General features: G+C 69.9%; 23 protein-coding genes and 1 tRNA gene. 15 read left to right on the top strand and 9 right to left on the bottom strand.

Annotation, left to right across the window (positions count from 1 at the left end; all coding sequences use genetic code 11):
• Positions 1-22: 22 nt before the first annotated feature.
• The 3 genes from mscL to SJY14_RS05395 form a co-directional block, all read right to left on the bottom strand.
• Positions 23-517: a large conductance mechanosensitive channel protein MscL gene (mscL, locus tag SJY14_RS05385; RefSeq protein WP_396600011.1), complete on the bottom strand. Its 495-nt coding sequence runs from the start codon at positions 515-517 to the stop codon at positions 23-25.
• A 94-nt stretch (positions 518-611) separates the two neighbouring features.
• Entirely contained in the window at positions 612-1,031 is a 420-nt protein-coding gene (locus tag SJY14_RS05390) for an FmdB family zinc ribbon protein (RefSeq protein ID WP_396600012.1), read from the bottom strand.
• Between the two features lie 26 nt (positions 1,032-1,057).
• Positions 1,058-1,636, bottom strand: coding sequence for a 5-formyltetrahydrofolate cyclo-ligase (locus SJY14_RS05395; RefSeq protein WP_055974340.1), 579 nt, complete (start codon positions 1,634-1,636; stop codon positions 1,058-1,060).
• Between the two features lie 66 nt (positions 1,637-1,702).
• On the opposite strand from SJY14_RS05395, the gene galU reads away from it, so the two are divergent.
• The 7 genes from galU to SJY14_RS05430 all read left to right on the top strand — a co-directional run bounded on the left by galU (position 1,703) and on the right by SJY14_RS05430 (position 7,768).
• Entirely contained in the window at positions 1,703-2,599 is an 897-nt protein-coding gene (gene galU / locus SJY14_RS05400; protein WP_054146939.1) for a UTP--glucose-1-phosphate uridylyltransferase GalU, read from the top strand.
• Between the two features lie 16 nt (positions 2,600-2,615).
• The gene (locus SJY14_RS05405) at positions 2,616-3,263 is read left to right on the top strand and encodes a GNAT family N-acetyltransferase (protein ID WP_056229038.1); all 648 of its coding nucleotides are present in this window, start codon (positions 2,616-2,618) and stop codon (positions 3,261-3,263) included.
• 115 nt (positions 3,264-3,378) lie between these two features.
• Positions 3,379-4,416 (top strand): hypothetical protein, encoded by a 1,038-nt coding sequence (locus tag SJY14_RS05410; protein WP_396600013.1) that lies wholly within the window; start codon positions 3,379-3,381, stop codon positions 4,414-4,416.
• A gap of 67 nt (positions 4,417-4,483) precedes the next feature.
• Positions 4,484-4,559, top strand: a tRNA-Ala gene (locus SJY14_RS05415).
• 199 nt (positions 4,560-4,758) lie between these two features.
• Positions 4,759-4,962 (top strand): hypothetical protein, encoded by a 204-nt coding sequence (locus tag SJY14_RS05420; protein WP_071256944.1) that lies wholly within the window; start codon positions 4,759-4,761, stop codon positions 4,960-4,962.
• Positions 4,963-5,092: 130 nt separating this feature from the next.
• Positions 5,093-6,058: a hypothetical protein gene (locus tag SJY14_RS05425; RefSeq protein WP_396600014.1), complete on the top strand. Its 966-nt coding sequence runs from the start codon at positions 5,093-5,095 to the stop codon at positions 6,056-6,058.
• 111 nt (positions 6,059-6,169) lie between these two features.
• On the top strand, positions 6,170-7,768 hold the full coding sequence (locus tag SJY14_RS05430) for a methyltransferase (RefSeq protein ID WP_396600015.1): 1,599 nt from the start codon (positions 6,170-6,172) through the stop codon (positions 7,766-7,768).
• Between the two features lie 34 nt (positions 7,769-7,802).
• Here the strand turns inward: SJY14_RS05430 and SJY14_RS05435 are convergent, their stop codons facing one another.
• Entirely contained in the window at positions 7,803-8,363 is a 561-nt protein-coding gene (locus SJY14_RS05435) for a TetR/AcrR family transcriptional regulator (protein ID WP_396600016.1), read from the bottom strand.
• A 107-nt stretch (positions 8,364-8,470) separates the two neighbouring features.
• Between SJY14_RS05435 and SJY14_RS05440 the strand changes: the two genes are divergently transcribed.
• A complete protein-coding gene (locus SJY14_RS05440) occupies positions 8,471-10,954 on the top strand; it encodes a beta-glucosidase (RefSeq protein WP_396600017.1) in 2,484 nt (827 codons plus the stop codon).
• Positions 10,955-11,032: 78 nt separating this feature from the next.
• Here the strand turns inward: SJY14_RS05440 and SJY14_RS05445 are convergent, their stop codons facing one another.
• A complete protein-coding gene (locus SJY14_RS05445) occupies positions 11,033-11,935 on the bottom strand; it encodes an NAD(P)-dependent oxidoreductase (protein WP_071256952.1) in 903 nt (300 codons plus the stop codon).
• A 236-nt stretch (positions 11,936-12,171) separates the two neighbouring features.
• On the opposite strand from SJY14_RS05445, the gene SJY14_RS05450 reads away from it, so the two are divergent.
• Positions 12,172-12,354: a hypothetical protein gene (locus tag SJY14_RS05450; protein ID WP_071256954.1), complete on the top strand. Its 183-nt coding sequence runs from the start codon at positions 12,172-12,174 to the stop codon at positions 12,352-12,354.
• A 68-nt stretch (positions 12,355-12,422) separates the two neighbouring features.
• On the opposite strand, the gene SJY14_RS05455 is transcribed toward SJY14_RS05450, so the two are convergent.
• Entirely contained in the window at positions 12,423-12,920 is a 498-nt protein-coding gene (locus SJY14_RS05455; protein WP_055974314.1) for a flavin reductase family protein, read from the bottom strand.
• Between the two features lie 527 nt (positions 12,921-13,447).
• Here SJY14_RS05455 and SJY14_RS05460 point away from each other — a divergent pair.
• Positions 13,448-16,018, top strand: a complete 2,571-nt coding sequence (locus SJY14_RS05460; RefSeq protein WP_083396476.1) for an RNA helicase — start codon at positions 13,448-13,450, stop codon at positions 16,016-16,018.
• Between the two features lie 69 nt (positions 16,019-16,087).
• Positions 16,088-16,849 (top strand): SDR family NAD(P)-dependent oxidoreductase, encoded by a 762-nt coding sequence (locus tag SJY14_RS05465; RefSeq protein ID WP_043596555.1) that lies wholly within the window; start codon positions 16,088-16,090, stop codon positions 16,847-16,849.
• 136 nt (positions 16,850-16,985) lie between these two features.
• Here the strand turns inward: SJY14_RS05465 and SJY14_RS05470 are convergent, their stop codons facing one another.
• From SJY14_RS05470 to SJY14_RS05480, 3 genes are all read right to left on the bottom strand, one after another.
• Entirely contained in the window at positions 16,986-17,519 is a 534-nt protein-coding gene (locus SJY14_RS05470; protein ID WP_071256955.1) for a ribonuclease H, read from the bottom strand.
• A 120-nt stretch (positions 17,520-17,639) separates the two neighbouring features.
• On the bottom strand, positions 17,640-18,470 hold the full coding sequence (locus SJY14_RS05475; protein ID WP_071256957.1) for an aldo/keto reductase: 831 nt from the start codon (positions 18,468-18,470) through the stop codon (positions 17,640-17,642).
• A 108-nt stretch (positions 18,471-18,578) separates the two neighbouring features.
• Complete coding sequence (locus tag SJY14_RS05480) at positions 18,579-19,787, bottom strand: MFS transporter (RefSeq protein WP_071256958.1); 1,209 nt, start codon at positions 19,785-19,787, stop codon at positions 18,579-18,581.
• A 329-nt stretch (positions 19,788-20,116) separates the two neighbouring features.
• On the opposite strand from SJY14_RS05480, the gene nrdH reads away from it, so the two are divergent.
• The 4 genes from nrdH (at position 20,117) to nrdF (ending at position 24,090) form a co-directional block, all read left to right on the top strand.
• Positions 20,117-20,350 (top strand): glutaredoxin-like protein NrdH, encoded by a 234-nt coding sequence (gene nrdH, locus SJY14_RS05485; RefSeq protein WP_043596549.1) that lies wholly within the window; start codon positions 20,117-20,119, stop codon positions 20,348-20,350.
• 81 nt (positions 20,351-20,431) lie between these two features.
• Positions 20,432-20,851: a class Ib ribonucleoside-diphosphate reductase assembly flavoprotein NrdI gene (nrdI, locus tag SJY14_RS05490; RefSeq protein WP_071256960.1), complete on the top strand. Its 420-nt coding sequence runs from the start codon at positions 20,432-20,434 to the stop codon at positions 20,849-20,851.
• 32 nt (positions 20,852-20,883) lie between these two features.
• Positions 20,884-22,989: a class 1b ribonucleoside-diphosphate reductase subunit alpha gene (nrdE, locus tag SJY14_RS05495; RefSeq protein WP_396600249.1), complete on the top strand. Its 2,106-nt coding sequence runs from the start codon at positions 20,884-20,886 to the stop codon at positions 22,987-22,989.
• Positions 22,990-23,088: 99 nt separating this feature from the next.
• Entirely contained in the window at positions 23,089-24,090 is a 1,002-nt protein-coding gene (gene nrdF / locus SJY14_RS05500; protein WP_054146924.1) for a class 1b ribonucleoside-diphosphate reductase subunit beta, read from the top strand.
• Positions 24,091-24,150: the final 60 nt, after the last annotated feature.

Below are 24,150 nucleotides of genomic sequence, written 5' to 3' on the forward strand. Positions count from 1 at the left end.
TGGCGGGTTCGTCGCGGCGGTCTCAGCGGCTGCCGAGCGGGCCGTTCTCGCTGTGCGGGTCGCGCGACTCGAGCACGGGCGCGGCGTGCGAGCCGCTGCCGACGGCAGGTGCGGCCTGGGCACGCAGCAGGTCGCGGATCTCGCTGAGCAGTTCGACGTCGGTCGGCGGGACGTCGGCCGGGGTCTCTTCCGCCTTCTGCTTGGCGAAGGTGCGCTTCAGCAGGTTGTTCACCGGCAGCACGAGCACGAAGTAGACGACGGCCGCGATGATCAGGAACTGGATCGCGGACCCGATCACGGCGCCGAACTTCAGCTGGGCCTCGCCGCCGTTGAGAGTCGGGATCGTGACGATGAGCGCCTCGTCGAGCATGGTCGCGTTGAACGCGGCACCGATCAGCGGGTTGAACACGTTGGTCACGAGCGACGTCACGATGGCCGTGAAGGCCGCTCCGATGACGACGGCCACGGCGAGGTCGATGACGTTGCCGCGCAGGATGAACTCTTTGAAACCCTTCACGGGCGACTCCTTATGATCCGGCGAGAGGGGATTCTCGACGTCCAGCAAACCACGGAGGCGCGCTCGGGTGATCCCGTCGCTCGCCTCGGTCCGGTCAGGACGAGCTCGAGGAACCGCCCGACGAGCTCGAGCCCGACGAGCTCGAGCCGGACGAGCCGCTGCCTGACGAGCTCGAGCCGGAGCCCGACGAGCCGCTGCCGGACGAGGACGAACCCGACCCGCTGCCCGAGGCACCCGACGTGGGCGAGCCGCTCGCGCCTCCGGAGCTCTTCTCGGACGAGCCGGACGACGACGCCTTGTCGCCCGATCCGGACGACCCCGAGCCCGACGTGCTCTTGGAGCGCGAGTCGGTGCGGTAGAAGCCCGACCCGTTGAAGGTCACGCCGACGGGGCTGAAGACCTTGCGCAGCTTGCCCTCGCAGACCGGGCAGACCGTGAGGGTGTCGTCGGTGAACGACTGCACGATGTCGAACGCGTTGTCGCACTCGGTGCAGCGGTACGAGTAGGTGGGCACGGAGGCGCTCCTGAGGGAAGGCGAGTCTAGAACTCGTGGATGCCGGAGGGGGTGACGACGCCGTCGACGGGCTGGTCGTGCCGCTCTCGGGGCACCGACTCGACGTACTCGGGGTCGAACACCACAGCATAGACGGGCGGGCGGCGCTCCATCGAGCCGAGGGTCTTGTCGAAGTAGCCCCGGCCCCAGCCCATGCGCATGCCGCCGTGGTCGATCGAGGCCGCGGGAACGACGATCAGGTCGACGTCGTTGACCGCCATCGGGCTGAGCACCTCGCCGACGGGCTCGGGCAGGTCGAAGAGGCCGCGGGTCTCGCTCTCGCCGTCGCCCACCGCCCAGTCGAGCAGGCCGTCGGCCCGGGTGATCGGGAACAGCACGCGGATGCCGTTCGCGAAGGCCCAGTTGAGGAACGGACGCGTGTTCGGCTCGACGTCGGTCGAGAGGTAGGCGGCGATCGAGCGCACCGACAGGCCCGTGGCGAGGTCGGTGAGGTGCCGGGTGATGCCCTCGGTGGTCTGTTCCCTCTCGTGCGCACCCAGGGTGCGACGCTTCTGGCGGATCTCGGCTCGCAGGGCGCGTTTGGCGTTGCCGACGTCGTCAGTCATGACGTCGAGCTTAACCGTCCGACTATTAACCTCCGCGAAACGTCGGGGATGGATACGCTGACCCGCATGGGCTTCACGATTTCTAAAGCAGTCATTCCCGCCGCGGGCCTGGGGACACGATTCCTGCCCGCCACGAAAGCAATGCCGAAGGAGATGCTGCCGGTCGTCGACAAGCCGGCGATCCAGTACGTCGTCGAAGAGGCCGTCAGCGCCGGCCTCACCGACGTGCTGATGATCACGGGGCGCAACAAGAACGCGCTCGAGAACCACTTCGACCACGTCAGCGAGCTCGAAGAGACGCTGAAGAAGAAGGGCGACCACGACAAGCTCGCCAAGGTCAACCAGTCGACCGACCTCGCCGACATGCACTACGTGCGTCAGGGTGACCCGCTCGGCCTCGGCCACGCGGTGCTCCGCGCCAAGATGCACGTCGGACGCGAGCCGTTCGCCGTCCTGCTCGGTGACGACATCATCGACGCCCGCGACCCGCTGCTGACGCGCATGGTCGAGGTGCAGGGGCAGAAGAACGCCACCGTCATCGCCCTGCTCGAGGTCGACCCGTCGCAGACCCACCTCTACGGCATCGCCACGGTCGAGAAGACCGACGAGGACGACGTCGTCAAGGTCACCGGCCTCGTCGAGAAGCCGGCACAGGGCGAGTCCCCCTCGAACCTGGCGATCATCGGCCGCTACGTCATCCGCCCCGAGGTCTTCGACGTCCTCGAGAAGCAGGAGCCGGGCAAGGGCGGCGAGATCCAGCTGACCGACGCCCTGATGAAGATGGCCGGCGCCGAAGAGTGGACCGGCGGCGTGTACGGCGTCGTGTTCCGTGGTCGTCGCTACGACACCGGTGACAAGCTCGACTACATCAAGGCCATCGTGCAGCTCGCCTCCGACCGGGACGACATCGGTGGCGAACTGCGCCCGTGGTTGCAAGAGTTCACCGCCGGGCTCGAGAAGTAAGCAGGCGACACGCTCCGTGACGAACATCCCCACGCTGACGGAGGGGGCGGTGACCATCCGCCCCCTCCGTCTTCGTGACACCCGCGACCTCGACCAGGCCCTGATGGAGAACAGGTCGTGGCTGCGGCAGTGGGAAGCCACCAACCCGAACGGCTTCACGAGCCACGACGTGCGCGGCAGCATCCGCTCGTTGCAGACCAACGCCCGGGCCGGGCTCGGTCTGCCCTTCGCGATCGAGCTCGACGGCCGGTTCGTCGGCCAGCTCAACGTCTCGGGCATCGCCTACGGCTCGCTCGGCTCGGCCACCATCGGTTACTGGGTCACCCAGGCCGCGGCGGGCCACAACGCGACGCCGATCGCGGTGGCACTCGCGACCGACCACTGCTTCCGGGCCCTGGGCCTGCACCGCATGGAGATCTGCATCCGGCCCGAGAACGCCCCCAGCCTGCGCGTCGTCGAGAAGCTGGGCTTCCGCTACGAGGGTCTGCGACGGCGGTACATCCACATCAACGGGTCGTGGCGCGACCACTTCTGCTTCGCCCTGGTCGCCGAAGAGGTTCCCGAGGGGGTCCTGCGTCGCTGGACCACGGGCACCGTGCCGGTCGGGCAGGGCAGCGTGCCGGCCGACGCCCTGGCCGAAGCCGGGCGCACGCTGCCGCTGTAGCGACTCCGCCCGCTCGGGTCGTCCGTCGGGCCGTGAGGCGGATCCGTGCCGCGACACGCGGACACACCTGTCGATCAGCGGCCTCCGGGGCCCGCCCGCTCATACCTTGGTCACCATGAACATCGAGTCGTGGGGTGGAGGCGTCGTCCTCGCTCTCGTCGCCGCGCTCTGGCTCGTCTACCTCGTGCCCACCTGGCAGCGTCGACGCGAGTACCTCGCGACCGAACGCAACGCCGTGCGGCTGCAGCAGACCCTGCGCATCCTCGCCCAGACGGCCGAGGTACCCGACGAGGTGCGCATCGAGGCGAACGCCCGATCGGTCGCCGACGCGCAGAAGATCCTGCGACACGAGGAGGCGCGGCGCGAGGCCCTGAGGCGTGCGCACGAGGCAGCGCGTCAGCGTGCCGTCACCCGAGAGCTCGCCGCGGCCGCCCCCGTGTTGCGTGCCGCCGACCGCGATCCCGCCCTCGCCGCCCGTCGGCTCCGACGCTCCCGCCTGGTCTCGACGGTGGTGCTCGTCCTGAGCGTGGTCGCCGTGGTCGCAGGCGTCGCCGCGGGCTTGACGTCGTCCTGGGTGCTCGTCGTCGCCGGCCTCGTCTTCGGCGCCGGTGCGGTCGCGATGCTCACGCAGTTGGCCGCCGTGTCGCAGGCCCGGGCGCGCCGAGCCGTGGTCGCGCCCGTGGCGCAGCCGCTCAAGGACTTCTCGGGCGTCATGGGCGACGGCGTCGTCGTCCGCGACGACGAGGCCTCGGCCGAGTCACGGCTGTGGACGCCCGTGCCCGTCCCGAAGCCCCTCTACCTGCGGCGCGGGCGACAGCGTCCCGCCCCCGCCGCGTCGGCGGACGCCGCCGCGGCCGAGTTGCAGCGGGACTCCCGTCGCTCGGTCGAGTCGCTGCGTGCCGCACAGCACGACGCCCTGCGTGAGGCCGCCCGGGCCGAGGCCGCACTGCAGTCGACGCGACGCGCTCCGGTGACCGCCGCCGCGCCTCCTGCACCCGCCGCGACCCCCGCCGCCCCCGCCGAGGAGGCGCGGGTCGAGCCGGTCGCACCCCCTCGCCCCCCGAGTCGCTTCGCCCGCATGGGCATCATCGACGACCTGCCGCAGTCGGACTTCTCGCTCGACGAAGCCCTGCAGCGGCGTCGCGCCGTCTGACCCGCGGAGCGCCCGGCCCGGGTTCATCCGTCGGTCGACGAGGTGCTATCGTGGCAGAGCAGTTTCTGGGGCTATGGCGCAGTTGGTAGCGCGTCTCGTTCGCAATGAGAAGGTCAGGGGTTCGAATCCCCTTAGCTCCACCACACGAAGGCCCGGGTCGACCACGACCCGGGCCCTTCGCATGCCGGCCGCCGCCGAGACCCCACGAACTCGCCGAGACCCCATGGCGCATCCTGGGGTCTCGCCGACTTCCTGGGGTCTCGGCTCGGCGGTGTCCCGGGCGAGTTGATGGATGTGCTGTGAGCGGGTGCGGCCCGGACGGGCCGGTCGTAGCATCCGGGCATGTCCCTCGCAGTCAGCATCGTTCAGCACGACGAACACGAACGCCCGGTCTGGTACCTGCAGTACTCCTACGCGAGCACCCTGCCCGGAGCGCCGGCCCGGGGGCCGTACCATTCGCGACTCGACGCCGAGGAGGCCCTGCACCACCTCCGCGACGCCGCCCACATGTACGGCGAGTTCGAGATCTCGGTGTCGCCCGCCTGAGCACCGCCGGGGTGTGCGCGGCCGACGAGAGGTTGCGCAGGGTGAATCAAATACGACAGATCGGTAACGAAAACGGGTCGCGCAGCCTGTTCGGCTCGTCGGAACTCCCGAGTCACGACATGCTTGCCTCATGAGCACTCCGCAGCCGCCCTACGGTTCGTCCGACGAGCCCCGTGACCCCCGCGACGAGAACGGACGGGGCGACCAGACGCCTCCGCCGTCGGCACCCCAGCCCCCGCAGCCGGCGTACGGCACGACGCCCCCGCCGAGTGCACCCCAGCCCGTCTACGGAGCACCGCAGCAGCCCTACGGTGGGCAGTCGCAGCAGCCCTACGGCGGCCAGCAGTCGCCTTACGGTGGCGCCCCGACCGGTGCACCGGCCTACGGCCAGTCCCCTCAGCCATCGCAGGGCGGCAACGGGCTCGGCATCGCCTCGATCGTCGTCGGCGGCGTCGGGCTGCTCTTGTCGTTCGTCGGGTTCGGCGCGATCCCCGCGATCGTCGGCCTCGTGCTCGGCATCATCGCCCTCGTGAAGAAGAAGGGCGCGCGCATGCTCGCCCTGATCGGCACGATCGTGTCGGGGCTCGGCGTGCTCATCGGCATCGCCGTCGTGATCGTCGGAATCGTCATCGGGCTCGCCTCCGTCCAGGCCGTCAACGACTCCCTGCCCACGAGCGGCTCGATCGACTCGGGTGACTCCGGGTCGGCCGACAGCGACGCCTCGGCCGAGAACAACGCCTTCGGCGACACCTTCACCTACGACGACGGCATCGCCGTGACGGTCTCGGCGCCCGAGGCGTACACGCCCGGCGAGTACTCGAGCGGCGCCGACCAGGCAGCCTCCGTGATCTTCACCGTGACCATCGAGAACGGCACCGACGCGAACTTCGAGCCGATGCCCTACGAGACGGCCACCTCGGGCGGCGTCGAGGCCAGCAAGGTCTATGACTCCGACATCGAGAGCTCGCCCACGACGGTCGTCCCGGCCGGCCAGACCATCACCTACCGCGTCGTGTTCTCCGTGGCCGACGCCGACCAGATCGTCTTCCAGATGTCCCCGTCGTTCGACTACGACGACGTGGTCTTCACCAGCTGACCCGTCGCGCGTCCACCGGCCCGTTCCGGGCGGAGCCCCCGTCGACCCTCGACGGGGGCTCCGTGGCGTCCCCGGTGACCGGCGCCGCGCCTCCTGCACCATGATGGTCGGGTGCCTCCGACGACCTCGACCGACGCCTCGACACCCCACCTCTCGACCGACCCCGAGCTGCTCGCACGGCTGAGGGCCGACCTGGCGTCGTCCGGGTTCACGGTCGAGCGGCTGCAGGGTGCCGACGCCTGGGGCTCGCACGCCGGCGCCGCACTCTTCCGCGGCGAGCGGGTCGCCGCCCGTCGTGCCCTCGCCCGCAGCGCCGCGCGCGACGCGTCGGTGCGTCCGGCCGCCACGCTGGCGTCGCTGTTCGTGCTCGGCTACCCGCAGGGCCTCGACGCGGTCGCCGACGCCCTGCCGACCCTGGGCGCCGAGGGCGCGGTCGCCCTCGGGCTCGTGGCGAGCGAGGGCGACTCGGTCCGTGCGCTCGTCGACCTCCGCCCGTACGCCTTCGTCGATTCCTCGGGCGAGGCGAGCTGGTGGATCGCCTCCGACCTCGGCGAACTCGTCGTCGAGGGGGCTCTGCGCGAGGACCACGTGCTGGGCGTCGGGGGAGCCTCGGCCACGCTCGCCGGCCTGATGATCTCGCGCCAGGTCGACCGGGCGCTCGACCTCGGCACGGGCTGTGGCATCCAGGCCCTGCACGCGGCCCGGCACGCGCGGCACGTCGTCGCCACCGACATCTCGCAGCGCGCCCTCGACTACGCCGCGTTCAACGCCGCGCTCAACCTGGTCGACGGCATCGAGCTGCGCCTCGGCAGCCTCTTCGAGCCCGTCGCCGGCGAGACCTTCGACCACATCGTCTCGAACCCCCCGTTCGTCATCACGCCGCGGGCCGAGGGCGTGCCCGAGTACGAGTACCGCGACGGGGGCATGGTCGGCGACGACCTCGTCGCCTCGGTCGTCGAGGGCCTCGGCCGCCACCTCGCGCCGGGCGGCGTCGCGCAGTTGCTGGGCAACTGGGAGTCCGGAGGCGCGGGTGCGGTCGCCGGCAAGAGGGGCGCGTACTCGGTCGCCGACTGGGCGGCCCGGGGCGGCGTGCCCGTCGACGTCTGGGTCGTCGAGCGTGAGGTGCAGGACCCGACCGCGTACTCCGAGACCTGGATCCGCGACGGCGGCACCCGACCGGGCTCGGCGGACTTCGAGCGCCTGTACGAGGCGTGGCTCGGTGACTTCGAGGCCCGAGGCGTCGTCGAGGTCGGCTTCGGCTACCTCACGGTGCGCCGGCCCGTGGACGACGCGAGCCTGCCCGTGGTGCGCACGGAGCGCCTCCTCGGCGGTCTCGGACAGAACGACGTCGGACTCGGCGCCCACCTGCTCGGCACGCTTGACGCGATCGAGCTGCTGCGCGACCTCGACGACGAGCAGCTGGCCGCGTGTCGGCTGGTCGTCGCGGGGGACGTCACCGAAGAGCGGCACTACTGGCCGGGCAACGACGACCCCACGGTCATCTCGTTGCGACAGGGCGGCGGCTTCGCCCGGACGGTCGACTCGGGCACGGCCCTGTCGGCGCTGGTCGGTGCCTGCGACGGCGAGCTCAGCGTCGGCGCCATCGTCGGCGCGCTGGCCCAGCTGCTCGGGGCGGACGAGGCCGCGCTGCGGGCGGAGCTGCTGCCGCAGGTCCGCGAACTGGTGACGACGGGCATGCTGCGGGCCTGAGCCCGACGGGCGTGCCGGGCTGTGGTCCGGCGCGTCAGGCGGGAGTCGCCACCGCCGCCAGTGCCAGGCTCCAGACGAGCTCGACGTGCTCGGCCATGTCGGTGGCGGGGTCGAGCATCCATTGGATCTGCATGCCGTCGCTGACCGCGAGCAGCACGGTCGCGAGGCGGGTGGGGTCGACGCCCGCCGGCACCTCTCCCCGCTCCTGTCGGACGGTGATCGCCGCGGCGACCTGGGCGCGGATCGACGCGTAGCGCTCGACGAAGTAGGCGTGGGCGGCGTGGCTCGGGTCGCTCGTCGCGGCCGTCGACATGCTCGCGAACAGCTGGACCAGCCCGGGCACGTCGGCGTTGTGCCGGATGACCGCGATCAGCTGCTCGACGATGTCGACGTGCTGGTCGGCGAGGGCGTGGTCGACCTCGTCGCGTCGGCGGAGGATGGCCGTGAACAGCTCGTCCTTGCTGTCGAAGTAGTGCAGCAGCCCGGCCTGGCTGAGGCCGACCGAGTCGGCCAGCTCCTTGACCGACGTGCCGCGGAAACCGTTGCGGGCGACCACGTCGAGCGCCGTGTCGAGGATCTCCGTGCGCTTGGCCACGCCTTTCGCGTACGAACCCCGTTGTGCCATGCCGTCAGGCTAGCGCGACCGTCACGGGTCCGGCCCGAAACCCACCGTCGCTCGGTTTTCGCTGGTAGCGTCACGTCATGACCCTCCACAGCGACGGCGACGCGGCCGACGACCAGACACGACACGACCAGGCCCGACTCGCCGAGCTCCTCGGGCGGCTCACCCTCGACGAGAAGGTGCAGCTGCTCACCGGTCGCGACTTCTGGACCACCCATCCGAACGAGAAGATCGGACTGCGGCGCATCCTGGTCAGCGACGGCCCCAGCGGGGTGCGCGGCGAGGTGTGGGACGAACGCTCGCCGTCCCTGAACCTGCCCAGCGCCTCCTCGCTCTCGTCGTCCTGGGACCCCGACCTGGCCCGCCGCTACGGTGCCGCGGCCGCCGTCGAGGCCCGCCGCAAGGGCGTCGACGTCGTGCTCGGCCCCACCATCAACCTGCACCGGTCGCCCCTCGGCGGTCGGCACTTCGAGGCGTTCAGCGAAGACCCCGTCCTCACCGCCGAGCTCGCCGCCGCGTACGTCCACGGCGTGCAGGACAACGGCGTCGGCGCGACGCCCAAGCACTACGTCGCGAACGACTACGAGACCGACCGCTTCACCGCGAGCACCGTGGTGAGCGACCGGGCCCTGCGCGAGCTCTACCTGTTGGCGTTCGAGAAGGCGGTCACCGAGGCGCACGCCTGGTTGGTCATGTCGTCGTACAACTCGATCAACGGCGTCACCGCGACCGAGAACGAGCTGCTCGAGACCCCGCTGAACAGCGAGTGGGGCTTCGACGGCGTCGTGGTCAGCGACTGGACGGGCGTCCGCAGCGTCGAGAGCGCGAAGCATTCGCAAGACCTCGTGATGCCCGGCCCGGACGGCCCCTGGGGCGACGCCCTCGTCGCCGCCGTGCGGGCGGGCGAGGTGTCCGAGGACGCGATCGACCGCAAGGTGCTGCGCCTGCTGCAGCTCGCCGCCCGGGTCGGCGCCCTCGACGGCTTCGAGCCGGTGGCCGCGACGCCGACGACCGTCGAGGACGGCATCGCCTTCGTCCGCGAGGCCGCGGCCGCCGGCACCGTCCTGGCCCACGACCGAGGAGGCGCGGTGCCGGTCGACCCCTCGACCGTGCGGTCCATCGCGGTCGTCGGCCACAACGCCCGCTTCGCCCGCACCCAGGGCGGCGGCAGCGCGACCGTGCTGCCCGAGAAGGTCGTCACGCCGATCGAGGGCATCGAGGAGGCCTTCCCCGACGCGACCGTGACGTACTCGGTCGGCGCCGTCGTGCAAGAAGGGGTGGCCGAGCTGCCCCTCGACCGCATCACCAACCCCGAGACGGGCGAACCCGGCGTCCGCGTGTCGTTCCGCTCGGGCGACGACGAACTGTTCGCCGAGGACCGCCGGGCCACCGCGCTCGTCTGGTTCGGCGGCGACGCCCCCATCGAGCGCAGCGACACCGTGCGGTTCTCGACCCGGTACACGCCCGAGGTCACGGGCGAGATCCTGCTCGGCGTGGCCTCGGTCGGCCACTCGGTGATCCGGGTCGACGGCGAGGTCGTGCTCGACGGCACGAGCGAGGCCGTCGGCGACGACCTCGGTGCGGCGTTCCTCGCGCCGCCGTCGCAGTCGGCCGCCGTGGCGGTCGTCGAGGGGCGACCGATCGACGTCGTGATCGACCACACCATCGGGGCGAGCGCGCTCGGCGGAGCCCTGAGCTACACCTTCGGCATCGAGCCCGACGACGGCGACCCGTCCGGGCTGATCGACGAGGCCGTCGCGGCCGCGGCGACCGCCGACCTGACGATCGTCGTCGTGGGGACCAACAGCAAGGTCGAGTCCGAGGGTTTCGACCGCACCTCGCTCGACCTGCCCGGACGTCAGGACGAGCTCGTCTCGCGCGTGGCCGCGGCCGCCGCGACGACGGTCGTCGTCGTCAACGCGGGGTCGCCGGTCACGATGCCCTGGCGTGACGAGGTCGACGCGCTGTTCCTCACCTGGTTCGGCGGCCAGGAGTACGGCCACGCGCTCGGCGACGTCCTGACCGGTGCCGTCGAGCCCGGCGGCCGCCTGCCCACGACTTGGCCCGCCACCCAGGCGGACGTACCCGTCATCGACGTCACCCCGGTCGACGGCGAGGTCGTCTACGACGAGGGCATCCACATCGGCCACCGCGCCTGGCTCAAGGCCGGGACGACGCCGGCCTACCCGTTCGGGCACGGCCTCGGCTACACGAGCTGGTCGCTGTCGGGCCTCGACGCGACGCCGTCGGTGACCGTGGGAGGCACGGTGCAGGTGGCCGTCGACGTCGCCAACACGGGTGCTCGCGAGGGCAAGCACGTCGTGCAGGTCTACGCGTCGCGCGCCGACTCCGTGGTGGATCGTCCCGTGCTCTGGCTGGTCGGGTTCGCGCCCGTCGTGGTGTCGGCCGGAGGGACGCGTCGCGTCGAGGTGAGCGTCCCGGCCCGGGCCTTCGCCGACTGGCGGAACGGCGCCTGGGCCCACGAGCCGGGCGCGTTCACGCTGCACGTCGGTTCGTCGGTGGCCGAGCTGCCGCTCGAGGCGACGGTGGTGCTCGAGGGGTGACGCGCGCCTCCTGACGCGACCCGCGCCTCCTGGTCCGTCGGATCAGGAGGCGCGGGTCGTCGGTGCGGGGAGCGAACGTCAGCCGCGGTGGTTGCCCGTGCGCTCGCCCCACTCGCGCCACGAGTACTCGGGCACGAAACCGAGCAGGTCGCGGGCCTTGTCGCTGCTGAGCAGCGGCTCGACGCCCTCGACGGCCCGGCGCTTCTCGACCTGCGGCCAGTACTGCTCGGCGAGCACGGCCGTCGGCGTGTTCATCACGGTGTCGGACGCGGCGATGATGAACGCCTCGAAGCCGACGAGGTCGCTCTCGAGCGCCTTGCGCACGGCCTGGGCGCCATCGCGGGCGTCGATGTACGAGAAGAGGTTGAAGGTGCGCTTCTCGGGGGTCTCGTCGAAGGGGTACTCCGAGTAGTCGCCGTCGTCCATCACGTTCGAGAAGCGCAGGCCGATCAGCTTCAGCTGGCGGTCCCAGCGCGTGAAGTGCCGCGCCATCTCTTCCTCGACGGCCTTGCCGAGCGAGTACGACGACTCGGGGCGCACGGGGTACTCCTCGTCGAGCGGCAGGTAGGGCGGGTCGATGTCGAACGGGATGCCCAACAGGGTCTCGCTCGAGGCCCACACGACGTTGCGGATCTTCGCCGCGCGGGCGGCGGCGAACACGTTGTAGCTCGACGTCACGTTGTTCGTGAAGAGGGCGGCGTTCGGCACCAGGCCGGGAGCCGGGATCGCGCCGAGGTGCACGACGGCGTCGATGTGGTCGTACCGGTCGTCGACGCTCGTCAGGGCCTGGGCGACCTGGCCGTAGTCGGTCAGGTCGACCTTGACGAACACGACGCCCTCGACGGGGTCGGGGCTGGGCACGCGGTCGAGCAGGACGACCTCGTAGCCGTGCTCGGCGAGGTCGCGCACGACGGCACGGCCGAGCTTGCCGCTGCCGCCGGTGACGGCGACTCGGGTGGTGGGGGTGCGGGGAGACGACATCGTCGGCCCTTTCTGCCGGGCGCCCGGCGGGTCTGGAGGTGCGCGGATCGGGCTGCGCGCCTCCCTCGTGTCTACTAGTCGGCGGCCGTCCGTGGTCGGACGCGGGTGGTCCGGTCGACTCCGTCTCGACACCCGGGAGGCGCGGTGCCGGTCCCGGTCCGCTGGGAGCCGTGTCGGAGGTGCCGGGTAGCTTCGAGCTGACCGGGGTCGAGCGTCGGCCCCCGAGAGAGGCCCCCATGAGCACGCCCACGAACCCCGCTGACCACGACGCCGACGAGCGCACCGACCCGGCAGCCGTGCACGGCGACAGCCCCGAGCCCGTCGAGCTGCACGGCGAGTCCCCGGCCGACGAGGCCGCCGTCGAAGGCGCCGTCGAGCAGGTCGACGGTCTGCTCGGTGGTCCGGGGCGCATCGCCTGAGCCGTCGGCACGTCGGCACGTCGGCCCTTCGGGGCCTCGGCGACTCGGAGCTGTCGCGCTCGGGCGCGTCAGCCGATCGGCTGCAACGAGTGGAAGGCGGTGCCGTGATAGACGAGCGGTGCGGCCGTGTCGTCGACCTCGGCACCGAGCACCTGCAAGATGACGACGACGTGGTCGCCGGCCGGCACCTCGCGGTGCACGACGCACTCGAGCCGCAGCGGGGTGCCCGACACCAGGACGGCCCCGTCGTCGGTGACGACGTGGTCGACGTCGGCAAACCGGGCGGCCCGGGTGCGCGACGAGAGCTGGCGACAGAGCAGGCCCTGGTCGGCGGCGAGCACCGAGACGCCCAGGCTCGGTGCCGTGCGCAGGCGGGCCCACGTCGCGGAGTCCTGACGCGCGGCGAAGGTCACCATCGGCGGGTCGAACGACGCCCCGACCGTGAAGCTCGAGACGACCATGCCGTCCGGGCCGTCGACCCCGGTCGCGGCGAGCGCGGCGACCCCGCTCGGGAAGGCGGCGAACGCCGAGCGTTCGACCGGGGCGAGCGACGTGGTGCGGGTCATCGGGGGCTCCCGTCGTGAGAATGTGAACCAGTTGGTTCATCCGTGACGCTAGCCGTCGGGTGTTTCATCCGGATTACGAGGTGGGTCAATCACCTGGAAGTCACCCACCGCCTCGGGAGCCGTCCGAGGTACGGTGTAGTGCGCTCACCGGCTGGTTACCGGGGCGCCCGTTCCCGACAAGCGGCCGTCGAACGCAGCGTGGTCTCCTGATCCGACTTCGTGAGGTCCTCGGCCGTGGGTCCGGTGGGCACGCCCTGGTCCGAGTTCTGCTCGTCGACCGGGGCGTGCCCTCTTCTCGTCCCGGGGGCCGTCGTCATCCGCGCGTCGTCGGGAGTCGTCGTGGACCGCGCCTCCTCGGGGTCGCGCGCCGCGCCTCCTCGTGATTTACTTGAGTTCCTCTCACCTCGTGGAGGTTCAGGGCACGAGGCAGGGGACCGACCGCGGGGGCGTCGTCTCGCCCCCGCGGTCGGACGACCCGTCCGCTGTCGTCGCCATCGGCCCGGTCGATGGTGCAGGGTTGACTCATCATGTCGCCCGCTCCCGCCGCCCCCCTCGCCGCCCTGCTCCCGTCGACGCCGGGTGCGGACTCGTACGACGCCGACACGGCGTACACGGCCTTCGCCGAGTGGGCCGAGTCACGCGGGCTGCCGCTCTACCCGGCCCAGGACGAGGCGATGATGGAGCTCGTCGGCGGCGCGTCGGTGATCCTCAGCACGCCGACGGGAACCGGCAAGTCGCTCGTCGCGGCCGGCGCGCACTTCGTCGCCCTGAGCCAGGGCGGGCGCTCGTACTACACGGCCCCGATCAAGGCGCTGGTCAGCGAGAAGTTCTTCGCGCTGGTCGAGCTCTTCGGGCCCGAGAACGTCGGCATGGTGACCGGTGACTCGTCGGTCAACGCCGACGCGCCCATCATCTGCTGCACCGCCGAGATCCTCGCGAACCTGGCGCTGCGGCACGGGGCCGACGCGGTCGTCGACCAGGTCGTCATGGACGAGTTCCACTTCTACGGCGACCAGTCGCGCGGGTGGGCCTGGCAGGTGCCGCTGTTGCTGCTGCCGCGCGCGCAGTTCCTGCTCATGTCGGCCACCCTCGGCGACGTCACCCGCATCACCGACGACCTGGCGCGGCGCACCGGGCGGCCCGTCGCGCGGGTCACCGGCGTCGAGCGTCCCGTGCCGCTGCACTACTTCTACGCCCAGACGCCCGTGCAAGAGACGGTCGAAGAGCTGCTCTCGACCGGCGAGGCACCCGTCTACGTCGTCCACTTCTCGCAGGCCGCGGCACTCGAGCGCGCGCAGGCGCTCTCGAGCATCAAGGTCGCCAGCCGCGAGCAACGCGACGAGATCGCCGAGCTGATCGGCGGGTTCCGGTTCAGCACGGGCTTCGGCAAGACCCTCAACCGCCTCGTGCGCTCGGGCATCGGCGTGCACCACGCGGGCATGCTGCCCAAGTACCGTCGCCTGGTCGAGCAACTCGCGCAACGCGGCCTGCTGCGGGTCATCTGCGGCACCGACACGCTCGGCGTCGGCATCAACGTGCCGATCCGCACGGTGCTGCTGACGGCGCTGACCAAGTTCGACGGCACCCGCATGCGCCAGTTGAGCGCCCGAGAGTTCCACCAGATCGCCGGGCGGGCCGGTCGCGCGGGCTACGACAACTCGGGCACGGTCACGCTGCAGGCGCCGGAACACGAGATCGACAACCTCAAACAGATCGAGCGGGCGGGCGACGACCCGAAGAAGAAGCGCAAGATCGTCCGCAAGAAGGCGCCCGACGGGTTCGTGTCCTGGGGTGAGCCCAGCTTCACCAAGCTGATCGCCGCTGAGCCCGAGGCCCTGACCTCGCACATGCAGGTCACCCACGCCATGCTGCTCAACGTCATCGGACGCGGCGGCGACGTCTTCGCGAACGTGCGCTCCCTGGTCTTCGACAACCACGAGCCGCTCGCCAAGCAGTACGCCATGGCCCGGCAGGCCATCTCGATCTACCGCACGCTGCGCACCGCCGAGGTCGTCGTGCAAGAGGCCTCGCCCGACGGCGGTGCCCCGACCATCCGCCTGACGGTCGACCTGCAGGCGAACTTCGCCCTGAACCAGCCGCTGTCGCCCTTCGCCCTGGCGACCTTCGAGGTGCTCGACGTCGAGTCGCCCACCTACGCGCTCGACATGGTGTCGGTGGTCGAGGCGACGCTCGACGACCCGCGGCCGATCCTGTCGCAACAGCAGTTCAAGGCCCGGGGCGAGGCCGTGGCCGCGATGAAGTCCGAGGGCATCGAGTACGACCAGCGCATGGAACTCCTCGAAGAGGTCACCTGGCCCAAGCCGCTCGACGAGTTGCTGACGGCCCTGTTCGAGACCTACGCGGCCTCCCAGCCCTGGATCGGCGACTTCGCGCTCAGCCCCAAGTCGGTCGTGCGCGACCTGTACGAGCGCGCCATGACCTTCGGCGACTTCGTGAACTTCTACGGTCTGGCCCGTTCCGAGGGCCTCGTGCTGCGCTACCTCTCGGACGCCTTCCGCGCCCTGCGCCAAACCGTGCCCGACGAGGCCAAGACCGACGAGCTGGTCGACGTCATCGAGTGGCTCGGCGAGCTCGTGCGGCAGGTCGACTCGAGCCTGCTCGACGAGTGGGAAGAGATGGTGAACCCGCGCGAGGTCGAAGCCCACGACGAGATCGTGCCTCCGACGCTGCGCAACCTCACCGCCAACGCGAGGGCCTTCCGCATCATGGTGCGCAACGAGCTGTTCCGTCGCGTCGAACTGGCAGCCCGGGACGACGCGGACGCCCTCGGCGCCCTCGACGCGGGCTCGGGCTGGGACGCCGACCGCTGGGGTGAGGCCCTCGACCGGTACTACGACGAGTACGACTCCATCGGCACGGACGCCGCGGCCCGGGGGCCGCAGATGCTGCAGGTCGAGCAGCTGCCCACGGTGTGGCGTGTGCGGCAGATCCTGGCCGACCCCGAGGGCGACCACGACTTCGGCATCTCGGCCGTGGTCGACCTCGCCTCGAGCGACGAGCGGGGCGAGGCCGTCGTGACGGTCACGGCCGTCGGGCCGGCCTCCGAGCGGAGCCGACCGTCACCCGTCGAGGGGTAATCTCGTAGGGTCCTGCCCCACCCCGGCAGCCGACCAGCTCCACCCGCGTTCCACCACGAAGAGGTCGCCATGTCTCGTCTGTCCGGCAAAGTCGCCATCGTCACCGGGGCAGCCTCGGGCATCGGCGAGGCGATCGTCCGTCGGTTCGCCGACGAGGGGGCCCGGGTCGTCGCGACCGACATCGTCGACGGGGCGGCCGTGGCCGCCGAGACGGGCGCCGAGTTCGTCCAGCACGACGTCGCCAACGGTGGCGACTGGAAGCGCGTCATGGACCGCATCGCCGAGCACTACGGCCGACTCGACGTCCTGGTGAACAACGCCGGCATCGTCTCGGGCCAGTCCATCGACGTCACCCAGCTCGAGAGCTGGAACCGCGTCTTCGCGGTCAACGTCACCGGCGTCATGCTCGGCACGCGCTTCGCCATCGAGCAGATGCGCGCGAACCCCGACGGCGAGGGCGGGTCGATCATCAACCTGGCCCCGGCGACGTCCTTCCTCGGCTTCGGTGACGACGCGGCCTACACGGCGAGCAAGCACGCCCTGGTCGGTCTCACCCGGTCGAGTGCAGCCCACGCCGCCCAAGAGGGTTGGAACATCCGCATCAACTCGCTGCACCCCGGCCCGACCGACACCGCACTGTTCCGCCGCCAGGTCGAGGCCCAACCGCAGGTGCTCGACGCGTTCCGCGCGATGAGCCCGCGGGGTCGCCTCGCCAAGCCCGACGAGGTCGCCGGGCTCGCCCTGCACCTCGCGAGCGACGACTCGGCCTTCTCGACCGGCGCGCAGTTCGTCGTCGACGGTGGCCTGTCGAGCACGCACCCCTCGATGTAGCTGCACGTCGACGCGACGCGACGCGGCACGACGCCGCACGGCCCGGCAGGGCGCGGCCCGGCGCGGCGCGGCGCCGCGTTTCGTGCACGGCACCGCATCTAGATCAGGTGCGGTGCACGATTCGCGGTGCGGTCCTTCAGAAGAGCGTCGCAGGAGGCGCGGGCGGGGTCGCCGGCGCCGCGATCGGGTCGGTGGTCGCGACCGGCGCCCCCGGCCACCCGGGCCCGGACGGCACCTCGGTGCGGTTCTGGAACGCCGTGGCCGCGCCCCGGGCCCGCACGTCGGCCGCTTCGTTCATCTCGTGGCCGACGTGACCGCGGACCCACTCGAAGCGCACCTTCCGTCCGGCCAGGGCGGCGTCGAGTTCTTTCAGGATCTCGACGTTGAGCACGGGCTTGCCGTCGGCCTTGCGCCAGCCCTTGCGCTTCCAGCCGGGCATCCACTCGGTGCAGGCCTTGATCGTGTACTGGCTGTCGCACAGGATGTGCAGGTCGTCGTCGATGCCGGCCGTGGCGCGCAGCAGCTCGAGCACGGCGGTGAGCTCGCCCTGGTTGTTCGTGGCCCGCGGCCAGCCGCCGGCGGCCCACCGCTCGTCGTCGACGTACCAGGCCCATCCGGCGGGGCCGGGGTTGCCGAGGGCCGATCCGTCTGCTGCGGCGGTGATGGTCATGCGGGGTGCTCCTTGCGTCGACGGGTTGCCGGTCCACGGTAACGTGCCGGGCGCGACCGACCGGACCCGCGCCTCCTGCAGGGGTGTCGCGACCGAGCGGCGGCGTCGCGCCCGATCGGGTCAGCCGTTGTGGTCGGGGTGCGAGCCCGTGCGCTCGCCGGTCTCGATGCCCGCGATGGCGGCCAGGTCGCCCGTGTCGAGCTCGAAGCCGAAGACGTCGAGGTTGGCGCGGATGCGCGAGGGCGTGACCGACTTCGGGATCACGACGAGGCCCTGCTGCAGGTGCCACCGGATCGTCACCTGGGCCGGGGTGACCCCGTGCTTCGCGCCGATCCGCACCAGTGCCGCGTTGTCCAGGATGCGCCCACGCGCCAACGGCGACCACGCCTCGGTCACGATGCCGTGCGCGGCGTCGAAGGCGCGCAGCTCGTGCTGCTGCAACCACGGGTGCGCCTCGACCTGGTTGATGGCCGGCACGACGTCCGTCTCGGCCATCAGCCGCTCGAGGTGGGCGACCTGGAAGTTGCTCACGCCGATGGAGAGCGCCCGGCCCTCGGCCCGGATCGTCTCGAGGGCGCGGTACGTCTCGACGTACTTGTCCTGCTTCGGGGCGGGCCAGTGGATCAGGTAGAGGTCGACGTGGTCGGTGCCGAGCTTCGTCAGGCTCTCGTCGAACGAGCGGAGCGTCTCGTCGTAGCCCTGCGCGGTGTTCCAGACCTTGGTCGTGAGGAAGACCTCGTCACGGGGAACGCCGGACGCCTCGAGGGCGCGTCCGACGCCTTTCTCGTTGGCGTAGAACTCGGCGGTGTCGAGGTGGCGGTAGCCCTCGCCGAGGGCGGTCTCGACGACCCGTTCGGCCTCGTCGTCGGCGACCTTGTAGACGCCGAGGCCGAGCTGGGGGATCGTGCGGCCGTCGTTGAGGGTGATCCGGGGCACGTCGATGGAGGGCATGCCCTCAACTCTGCCAGCGTTTGGCCGACACGTGTCGCAGGGGACGGGCGACCGTCCGGTGAACGGTGTGTGTCAGGGCCCGTCGTCCGATGGACGAGGAGGCGCGGGTCAGCTCGTCTGGACCGGCACCGGTTCGGTGTCGGGCAGGGGGCTCGCGTCGCGACCGCGGAGGTCGGGCAGGGCCTTGTGGAACGCGGCGCCGACGACCATGCCGACGAAGGCGAAGCAGGCGGCCACGATGAGTCCGCCCTGGCCTCCGATGTGGTCGATCGCGAAGCCGGCGATGGCCGAACCCAGGGCCGAGCCGATCAGCTGCCCGGTGCCGGCCCAGCCGTAGGCCTCGGCCGTGTCGCTGAACTTCACGCTCGACGACACGATGGCGAACATGACGGCGAGGGCGGGCGCGATGCCGACGCCCGCGATCAGCAGCGTGATGCTGATCGGCCAGAGGCCCGTCGCGAAGATCGCCAGGGTCATGCCGACGAAGACGATGGCGATGCGGCGCCCGAGAGCCCACGGGCCGACCGGGACGTGGCCGAGCGCGAGGCCGCCGACCAGCGACCCCGCGGCGAAGATGGCCAGCGCGATGCCCGAGTCGGCACTGCCCTCGCCGAAGAGCGCGACCACGCCCGCCTCGACCGCGGCGCAGGCGCCGATGAGCAGGAACCCGGCGACGGTCGCCAGGAGCACCGTCGGCCGCGCGAGCACCTTGCCGAAGGCCCGTTTGCTGCGGGGGATGCGGACGCGCCCGACCTCGGGCGACGCGATGAACCAGATGCCGCCGCCCACCAGGAACGCGGCCGCGAGCCAGATGGCCTCTCGGGTGCCGATCTGCGTCCCGACGAAGGTCGTGATGACCGGGCCGGCCACCCAGATGATCTCCTGTGCGGACGCGTCGAGGGAGAAGAGGGGAGTGAGCTGGTTCGAGGTGACCATCTTGGGGTAGATGGTGCGGACGGCCGGCTGGACGGGAGGCACGCTGAGGCCGGTCACGAAGCCGAGTGCCATGAACACCGGCACCGAGAAGTCGTACAGGGTGAAGGTGACCATCGTGATCAGGCAGACGATCAGCGTCAGGGTCAGGACGGGGCGCATCGCCCAGCGGCCCATCCATCGGCTGGTGAGCGGGCCCGAGATCGCCTGGCCGATGCTCGTCGCGGCGAGGACGAGACCGGCCGCGGCGTACGAGTGGTGCACGTGCTCGACGTGCAGCAGGAACGCGAGCGACAGCATGCCGAACGGGAAGCGCGCGGTCAGCTGGGCCGCGATGATGCGCGAGACGCCGGGCGTCTTCAGCAGGGTCGAATAGGTGCTCACGAGGGGACAAGTCTACGAGCGAGTCCAGGGTGCGCGACACGCCGTGGTCCCGAACTGGGGACAGCGATCGACGAGTGTCGGTGGTGTGGACGAACATGTGGAGAACAGCCCAGAAGCGGGGAGAACCGCCCTCGTTCTGTGCAAAACGTGTGCGGTTCCCTGTGGAGAACTCCCCGAGACGAACTACAGGCGTGTAACACCGCATCTAGTTGTGGGGACAACCCCGGGCCACTAGATGTAGTATCGAGGAGTCGCCACGGGCACCACGCCCCGCAGGCTCACGAACCACCGATCCGGCCTCAGGGGCCGGCCAGAACACAGGGGATCCCATGGCCATCACCGTCTACACCAAGCCGTCCTGCGTCCAGTGCACGGCCACCTACCGTGCCCTCGACAACAAGGGCATCGAGTACGACGTGCTCGACGTCACCGCCGACGACGCCGCGCTCGAGAAGGTGCGCGCCCTCGGTTACATGCAGGCCCCCGTGGTCATCGCCGACGACGACCACTGGAGCGGCTTCCGCCCCGACAAGATCGCCGCGCTGGCCGCCAAGGTCGACTAGTCGACCGGGCGCCCCGCGCCCGACCCGTTGCACCGTGACCCGGGGTTCGGCCCCACACCACCTCGGAGGCGAGGACTCGTCGTGACGAACGAACTCGTCTACTTCTCGAGCGTCTCGGGCAACACCGACCGCTTCGTCAAGAAGCTCGGTGTGCCGGCCCAGCGCATCCCGCTGTTCCCGTCCGAGCCGCCGCTCCACGTCCATGACCCCTACGTCCTCGTCCTGCCGACCTACGGCGGCGGCGAAGGTCGAGGCGCCGTCCCGAAGCAGGTCATCCGGTTCCTCAACGACGAGGGCAACCGACGCCTCATCCGAGGCGTGATCGCAGCGGGCAACACCAACTTCGGAGAGGGCTACTGCCTGGCCGGCGACATCATCGCGGCCAAGTGTGACGTTCCCCTTCTCTACCGTTTCGAAGTCTTCGGAACACCAGACGACGTACAAGCCGTACACACAGGATTGGAAGAATTTTGGACGCAGCAGTCGATGACCTCGAAGTGATCGCCGCACCGGGGCAGGGTCTCAGCTCGGGGATGGACTACCACTCCCTGAACGCGATGCTGAACCTCTACGGTCCCTCCGGCGAGATCCAGTTCGAGAAGGACCGCGAGGCGGCGAAGCAGTACTTCCTGCAGCACGTCAACCAGAACACGGTCTTCTTCCACAACCTGCGCGAGCGCCTCGACTACCTCGTCGAGAACGAGTACTACGAGGCCGCGACCATCGAGCGGTACGACTTCGCCTTCATCGAGAAGCTCAACGACCTCGCGTACTCGAAGAAGTTCCGCTTCCAGACCTTCCTCGGTGCGTTCAAGTACTACACCTCGTACACGCTCAAGACGTTCGACGGAAAGCGCTACCTCGAGCGCTTCGAAGACCGGGTGGTCATGACCGCCCTCGGCCTCGCCCAGGGCGACGAGGCACTCGCCGTCGACCTGGTCGAAGAGATCATCGCGGGTCGCTTCCAGCCGGCCACGCCGACCTTCCTCAACACGGCGAAGGCCCAGCGCGGCGAACTCGTCAGCTGCTTCCTGTTGCGCATCGAAGACAACATGGAGTCGATCTCGCGCGGCATCAACTCGTCGCTGCAGCTGTCGAAGCGCGGCGGCGGTGTCGCCCTGTCGCTCTCGAACATCCGCGAGGCCGGCGCACCGATCAAGCAGATCGAGAACCAGTCGTCGGGCATCATCCCCGTCATGAAGCTGCTCGAAGACAGCTTCAGCTACGCGAACCAGCTCGGCGCCCGTCAGGGTGCCGGCGCGGTGTACCTCAGCGCGCACCACCCCGACATCATGCGGTTCCTCGACACCAAGCGTGAGAACGCCGACGAGAAGATCCGCATCAAGACGCTGTCCCTCGGCGTCGTCGTGCCCGACATCACGTTCGAGCTCGCCAAGAACAACGAGGACATGTACCTCTTCTCGCCGTACGACGTCGAGAAGGTCTACGGCGTCCCCTTCGGCGACGTCGCGATCAGCGAGAAGTACCGCGAGATGGTCGCCGACTCGCGCATCAAGAAGACCAAGATCAAGGCGCGCGACTTCTTCCAGACGATCGCCGAGATCCAGTTCGAGTCGGGCTACCCCTACATCGTGTTCGAAGACACGGTCAACAAGGCGAACCCGATCAAGGGCCGCATCAACATGTCGAACCTGTGCTCCGAGATCCTGCAGGTCAACACGCCCACCACGTTCAACGAAGACCTCTCGTACAACGAGATCGGCAAAGACATCAGCTGCAACCTCGGCTCGATGAACATCGCCCTCTCGATGGACGCGCCCGACCTCGGCAAGACCGTCGAGACCGCGATCCGCGGCCTCAGCGCGGTCAGCGACATGAGCCACATCACCTCGGTGCGCTCGATCGAGGTCGGCAACGACCAGTCGCACGCCATCGGCCTCGGTCAGATGAACCTGCACGGCTACCTGGCCCGCGAGCGTGTGCACTACGGCACGCCCGAGGCGATCGACTTCACCAACATCTACTTCTACACGGTGCTGTTCCACGCCCTGCGTGCCTCGAACACCATCGCGATCGAGCGTGGCGTCACCTTCGGCGGCTTCGAAGACTCGACCTACGCCTCGGGCACCTTCTTCGACAAGTACACCGAGACCGAGTGGAAGCCCGAGACCGAGCGGGCGGCCGCACTGTTCGCCGATGCCGGCGTCGCGATCCCGACGCAGGACGACTGGCGTGCGCTCAAGGCCAGCATCATGCAGCACGGCATCTACAACCAGAACCTGCAGGCCGTGCCGCCGACCGGGTCGATCTCGTACATCAACCACTCGACGTCGTCGATCCACCCGATCGCGTCGAAGATCGAGATCCGCAAAGAGGGCAAGCTCGGCCGCGTGTACTACCCGGCGCCGTTCATGACGAACGACAACCTCGAGTACTACACCGACGCGTACGAGATCGGGCCCGAGAAGATCATCGACACCTACGCCGCGGCGACGCAGCACGTCGACCAGGGCCTGTCGCTCACGCTCTTCTTCAAAGACACGGCCAGCACGCGCGACATCAACAAGGCGCAGATCTACGCATGGCGCAAGGGCATCAAGACGATCTACTACATCCGTCTGCGTCAGCTCGCGCTCGAGGGCACCGAGGTCGACGGCTGCGTCAGCTGCATGCTCTAGGCCCTGGGCCTCACGGCTCTCGCGCCACCCGGCGCGGGCCGGCCTCGACAGCCGGCCCGCGCCTCCTGAACTCTCGCTCTTCCCTCTGAAAGGCACGTCATGACCATCACCGATCCGGTGCACGCCACCGGCAAGTCGGTCCCGCTGATCACGTCGGTCAGCGCGATCAACTGGAACCGCATCCACGACGACAAAGACGTCGAGGTCTGGAACCGGCTCGTCAACAACTTCTGGCTGCCCGAGAAGATCCCGCTGTCGAACGACGTGCAGTCGTGGAACACCCTCACTCCCGAAGAGCAGCAGATGACGATGCGGGTCTTCACCGGCCTGACGCTGCTCGACACGATCCAGGGCACCGTGGGCGCGATCAGCCTGATCCCCGACGCGATCACCCCGCACGAAGAGGCCGTCTACACGAACATCGCGTTCATGGAGTCGGTGCACGCCAAGAGCTACTCGTCGATCTTCTCGACCCTCGCGTCGACTCCCGAGATCGACGACGCCTTCCGCTGGTCGACCGAGAACGTCAACCTGCAGAAGAAGGCCCAGATCGTCCTCGACTACTACACGGGTGACGACCCGCTGAAGCGCAAGGTCGCCTCGACGCTGCTCGAGTCCTTCCTGTTCTACAGCGGCTTCTACCTGCCGATGTACTGGTCCTCGCGCGCCAAGCTGACCAACACGGCCGACCTGATCCGCCTCATCATCCGCGACGAGGCCGTGCACGGGTACTACATCGGCTACAAGTTCCAGAAGGGTCTCGAGGGCGCGTCCGAAGAACGCAAGCAAGAGATCAAGGACTACACGTTCAACCTGCTCTTCGAGCTGTACGAGAACGAGATCCAGTACACGCAAGACCTCTACGACGGCGTCGGCCTCAGCGAGGACGTCAAGAAGTTCTTGCACTACAACGCCAACAAGGCGCTGATGAACCTCGGCTACGAGCCGATGTTCCCCAAAGAGACGACCGACGTGAACCCGGCGATCCTGTCCGCGCTCTCGCCGAACGCCGACGAGAACCACGACTTCTTCTCGGGGTCGGGCTCGTCGTACGTCATCGGCAAGGCCGTCAACACCGAAGACGAGGACTGGGACTTCTAGCCCACCCCCGCACCACGCAGCAGGCGTCGCCCACCCCGGGCGGCGCCTGTTCTGCGTCCG

The organism is Frigoribacterium sp. R86507, assembly GCF_044597695.1.
In the GTDB taxonomy this organism is placed as follows: domain Bacteria; phylum Actinomycetota; class Actinomycetes; order Actinomycetales; family Microbacteriaceae; genus Frigoribacterium.

Bases quoted from the DNA above. Each gene is read 5' to 3' on its own strand.
- nrdF (WP_054146924.1), top strand. From the start codon at position 23,089: ATGACCATCACCGATCCGGTGCACGCCACCGGCAAGTCGGTCCCGCTG.
- nrdH (WP_043596549.1), top strand. From the start codon at position 20,117: ATGGCCATCACCGTCTACACCAAGCCGTCCTGCGTCCAGTGCACGGCC.
- galU (WP_054146939.1), top strand. From the start codon at position 1,703: ATGGGCTTCACGATTTCTAAAGCAGTCATTCCCGCCGCGGGCCTGGGG.
- SJY14_RS05440 (WP_396600017.1), top strand. From the start codon at position 8,471: ATGACCCTCCACAGCGACGGCGACGCGGCCGACGACCAGACACGACAC.
- nrdE (WP_396600249.1), top strand. From the start codon at position 20,884: ATGGACTACCACTCCCTGAACGCGATGCTGAACCTCTACGGTCCCTCC.
- SJY14_RS05410 (WP_396600013.1), top strand. From the start codon at position 3,379: ATGAACATCGAGTCGTGGGGTGGAGGCGTCGTCCTCGCTCTCGTCGCC.
- SJY14_RS05465 (WP_043596555.1), top strand. From the start codon at position 16,088: ATGTCTCGTCTGTCCGGCAAAGTCGCCATCGTCACCGGGGCAGCCTCG.
- SJY14_RS05425 (WP_396600014.1), top strand. From the start codon at position 5,093: ATGAGCACTCCGCAGCCGCCCTACGGTTCGTCCGACGAGCCCCGTGAC.
- SJY14_RS05450 (WP_071256954.1), top strand. From the start codon at position 12,172: ATGAGCACGCCCACGAACCCCGCTGACCACGACGCCGACGAGCGCACC.
- SJY14_RS05420 (WP_071256944.1), top strand. From the start codon at position 4,759: ATGTCCCTCGCAGTCAGCATCGTTCAGCACGACGAACACGAACGCCCG.
- SJY14_RS05445 (WP_071256952.1), bottom strand. From the start codon at position 11,935: ATGTCGTCTCCCCGCACCCCCACCACCCGAGTCGCCGTCACCGGCGGC.
- SJY14_RS05475 (WP_071256957.1), bottom strand. From the start codon at position 18,470: ATGCCCTCCATCGACGTGCCCCGGATCACCCTCAACGACGGCCGCACG.
- SJY14_RS05460 (WP_083396476.1), top strand. From the start codon at position 13,448: ATGTCGCCCGCTCCCGCCGCCCCCCTCGCCGCCCTGCTCCCGTCGACG.
- SJY14_RS05395 (WP_055974340.1), bottom strand. From the start codon at position 1,636: ATGACTGACGACGTCGGCAACGCCAAACGCGCCCTGCGAGCCGAGATC.
- SJY14_RS05455 (WP_055974314.1), bottom strand. From the start codon at position 12,920: ATGACCCGCACCACGTCGCTCGCCCCGGTCGAACGCTCGGCGTTCGCC.
- SJY14_RS05470 (WP_071256955.1), bottom strand. From the start codon at position 17,519: ATGACCATCACCGCCGCAGCAGACGGATCGGCCCTCGGCAACCCCGGC.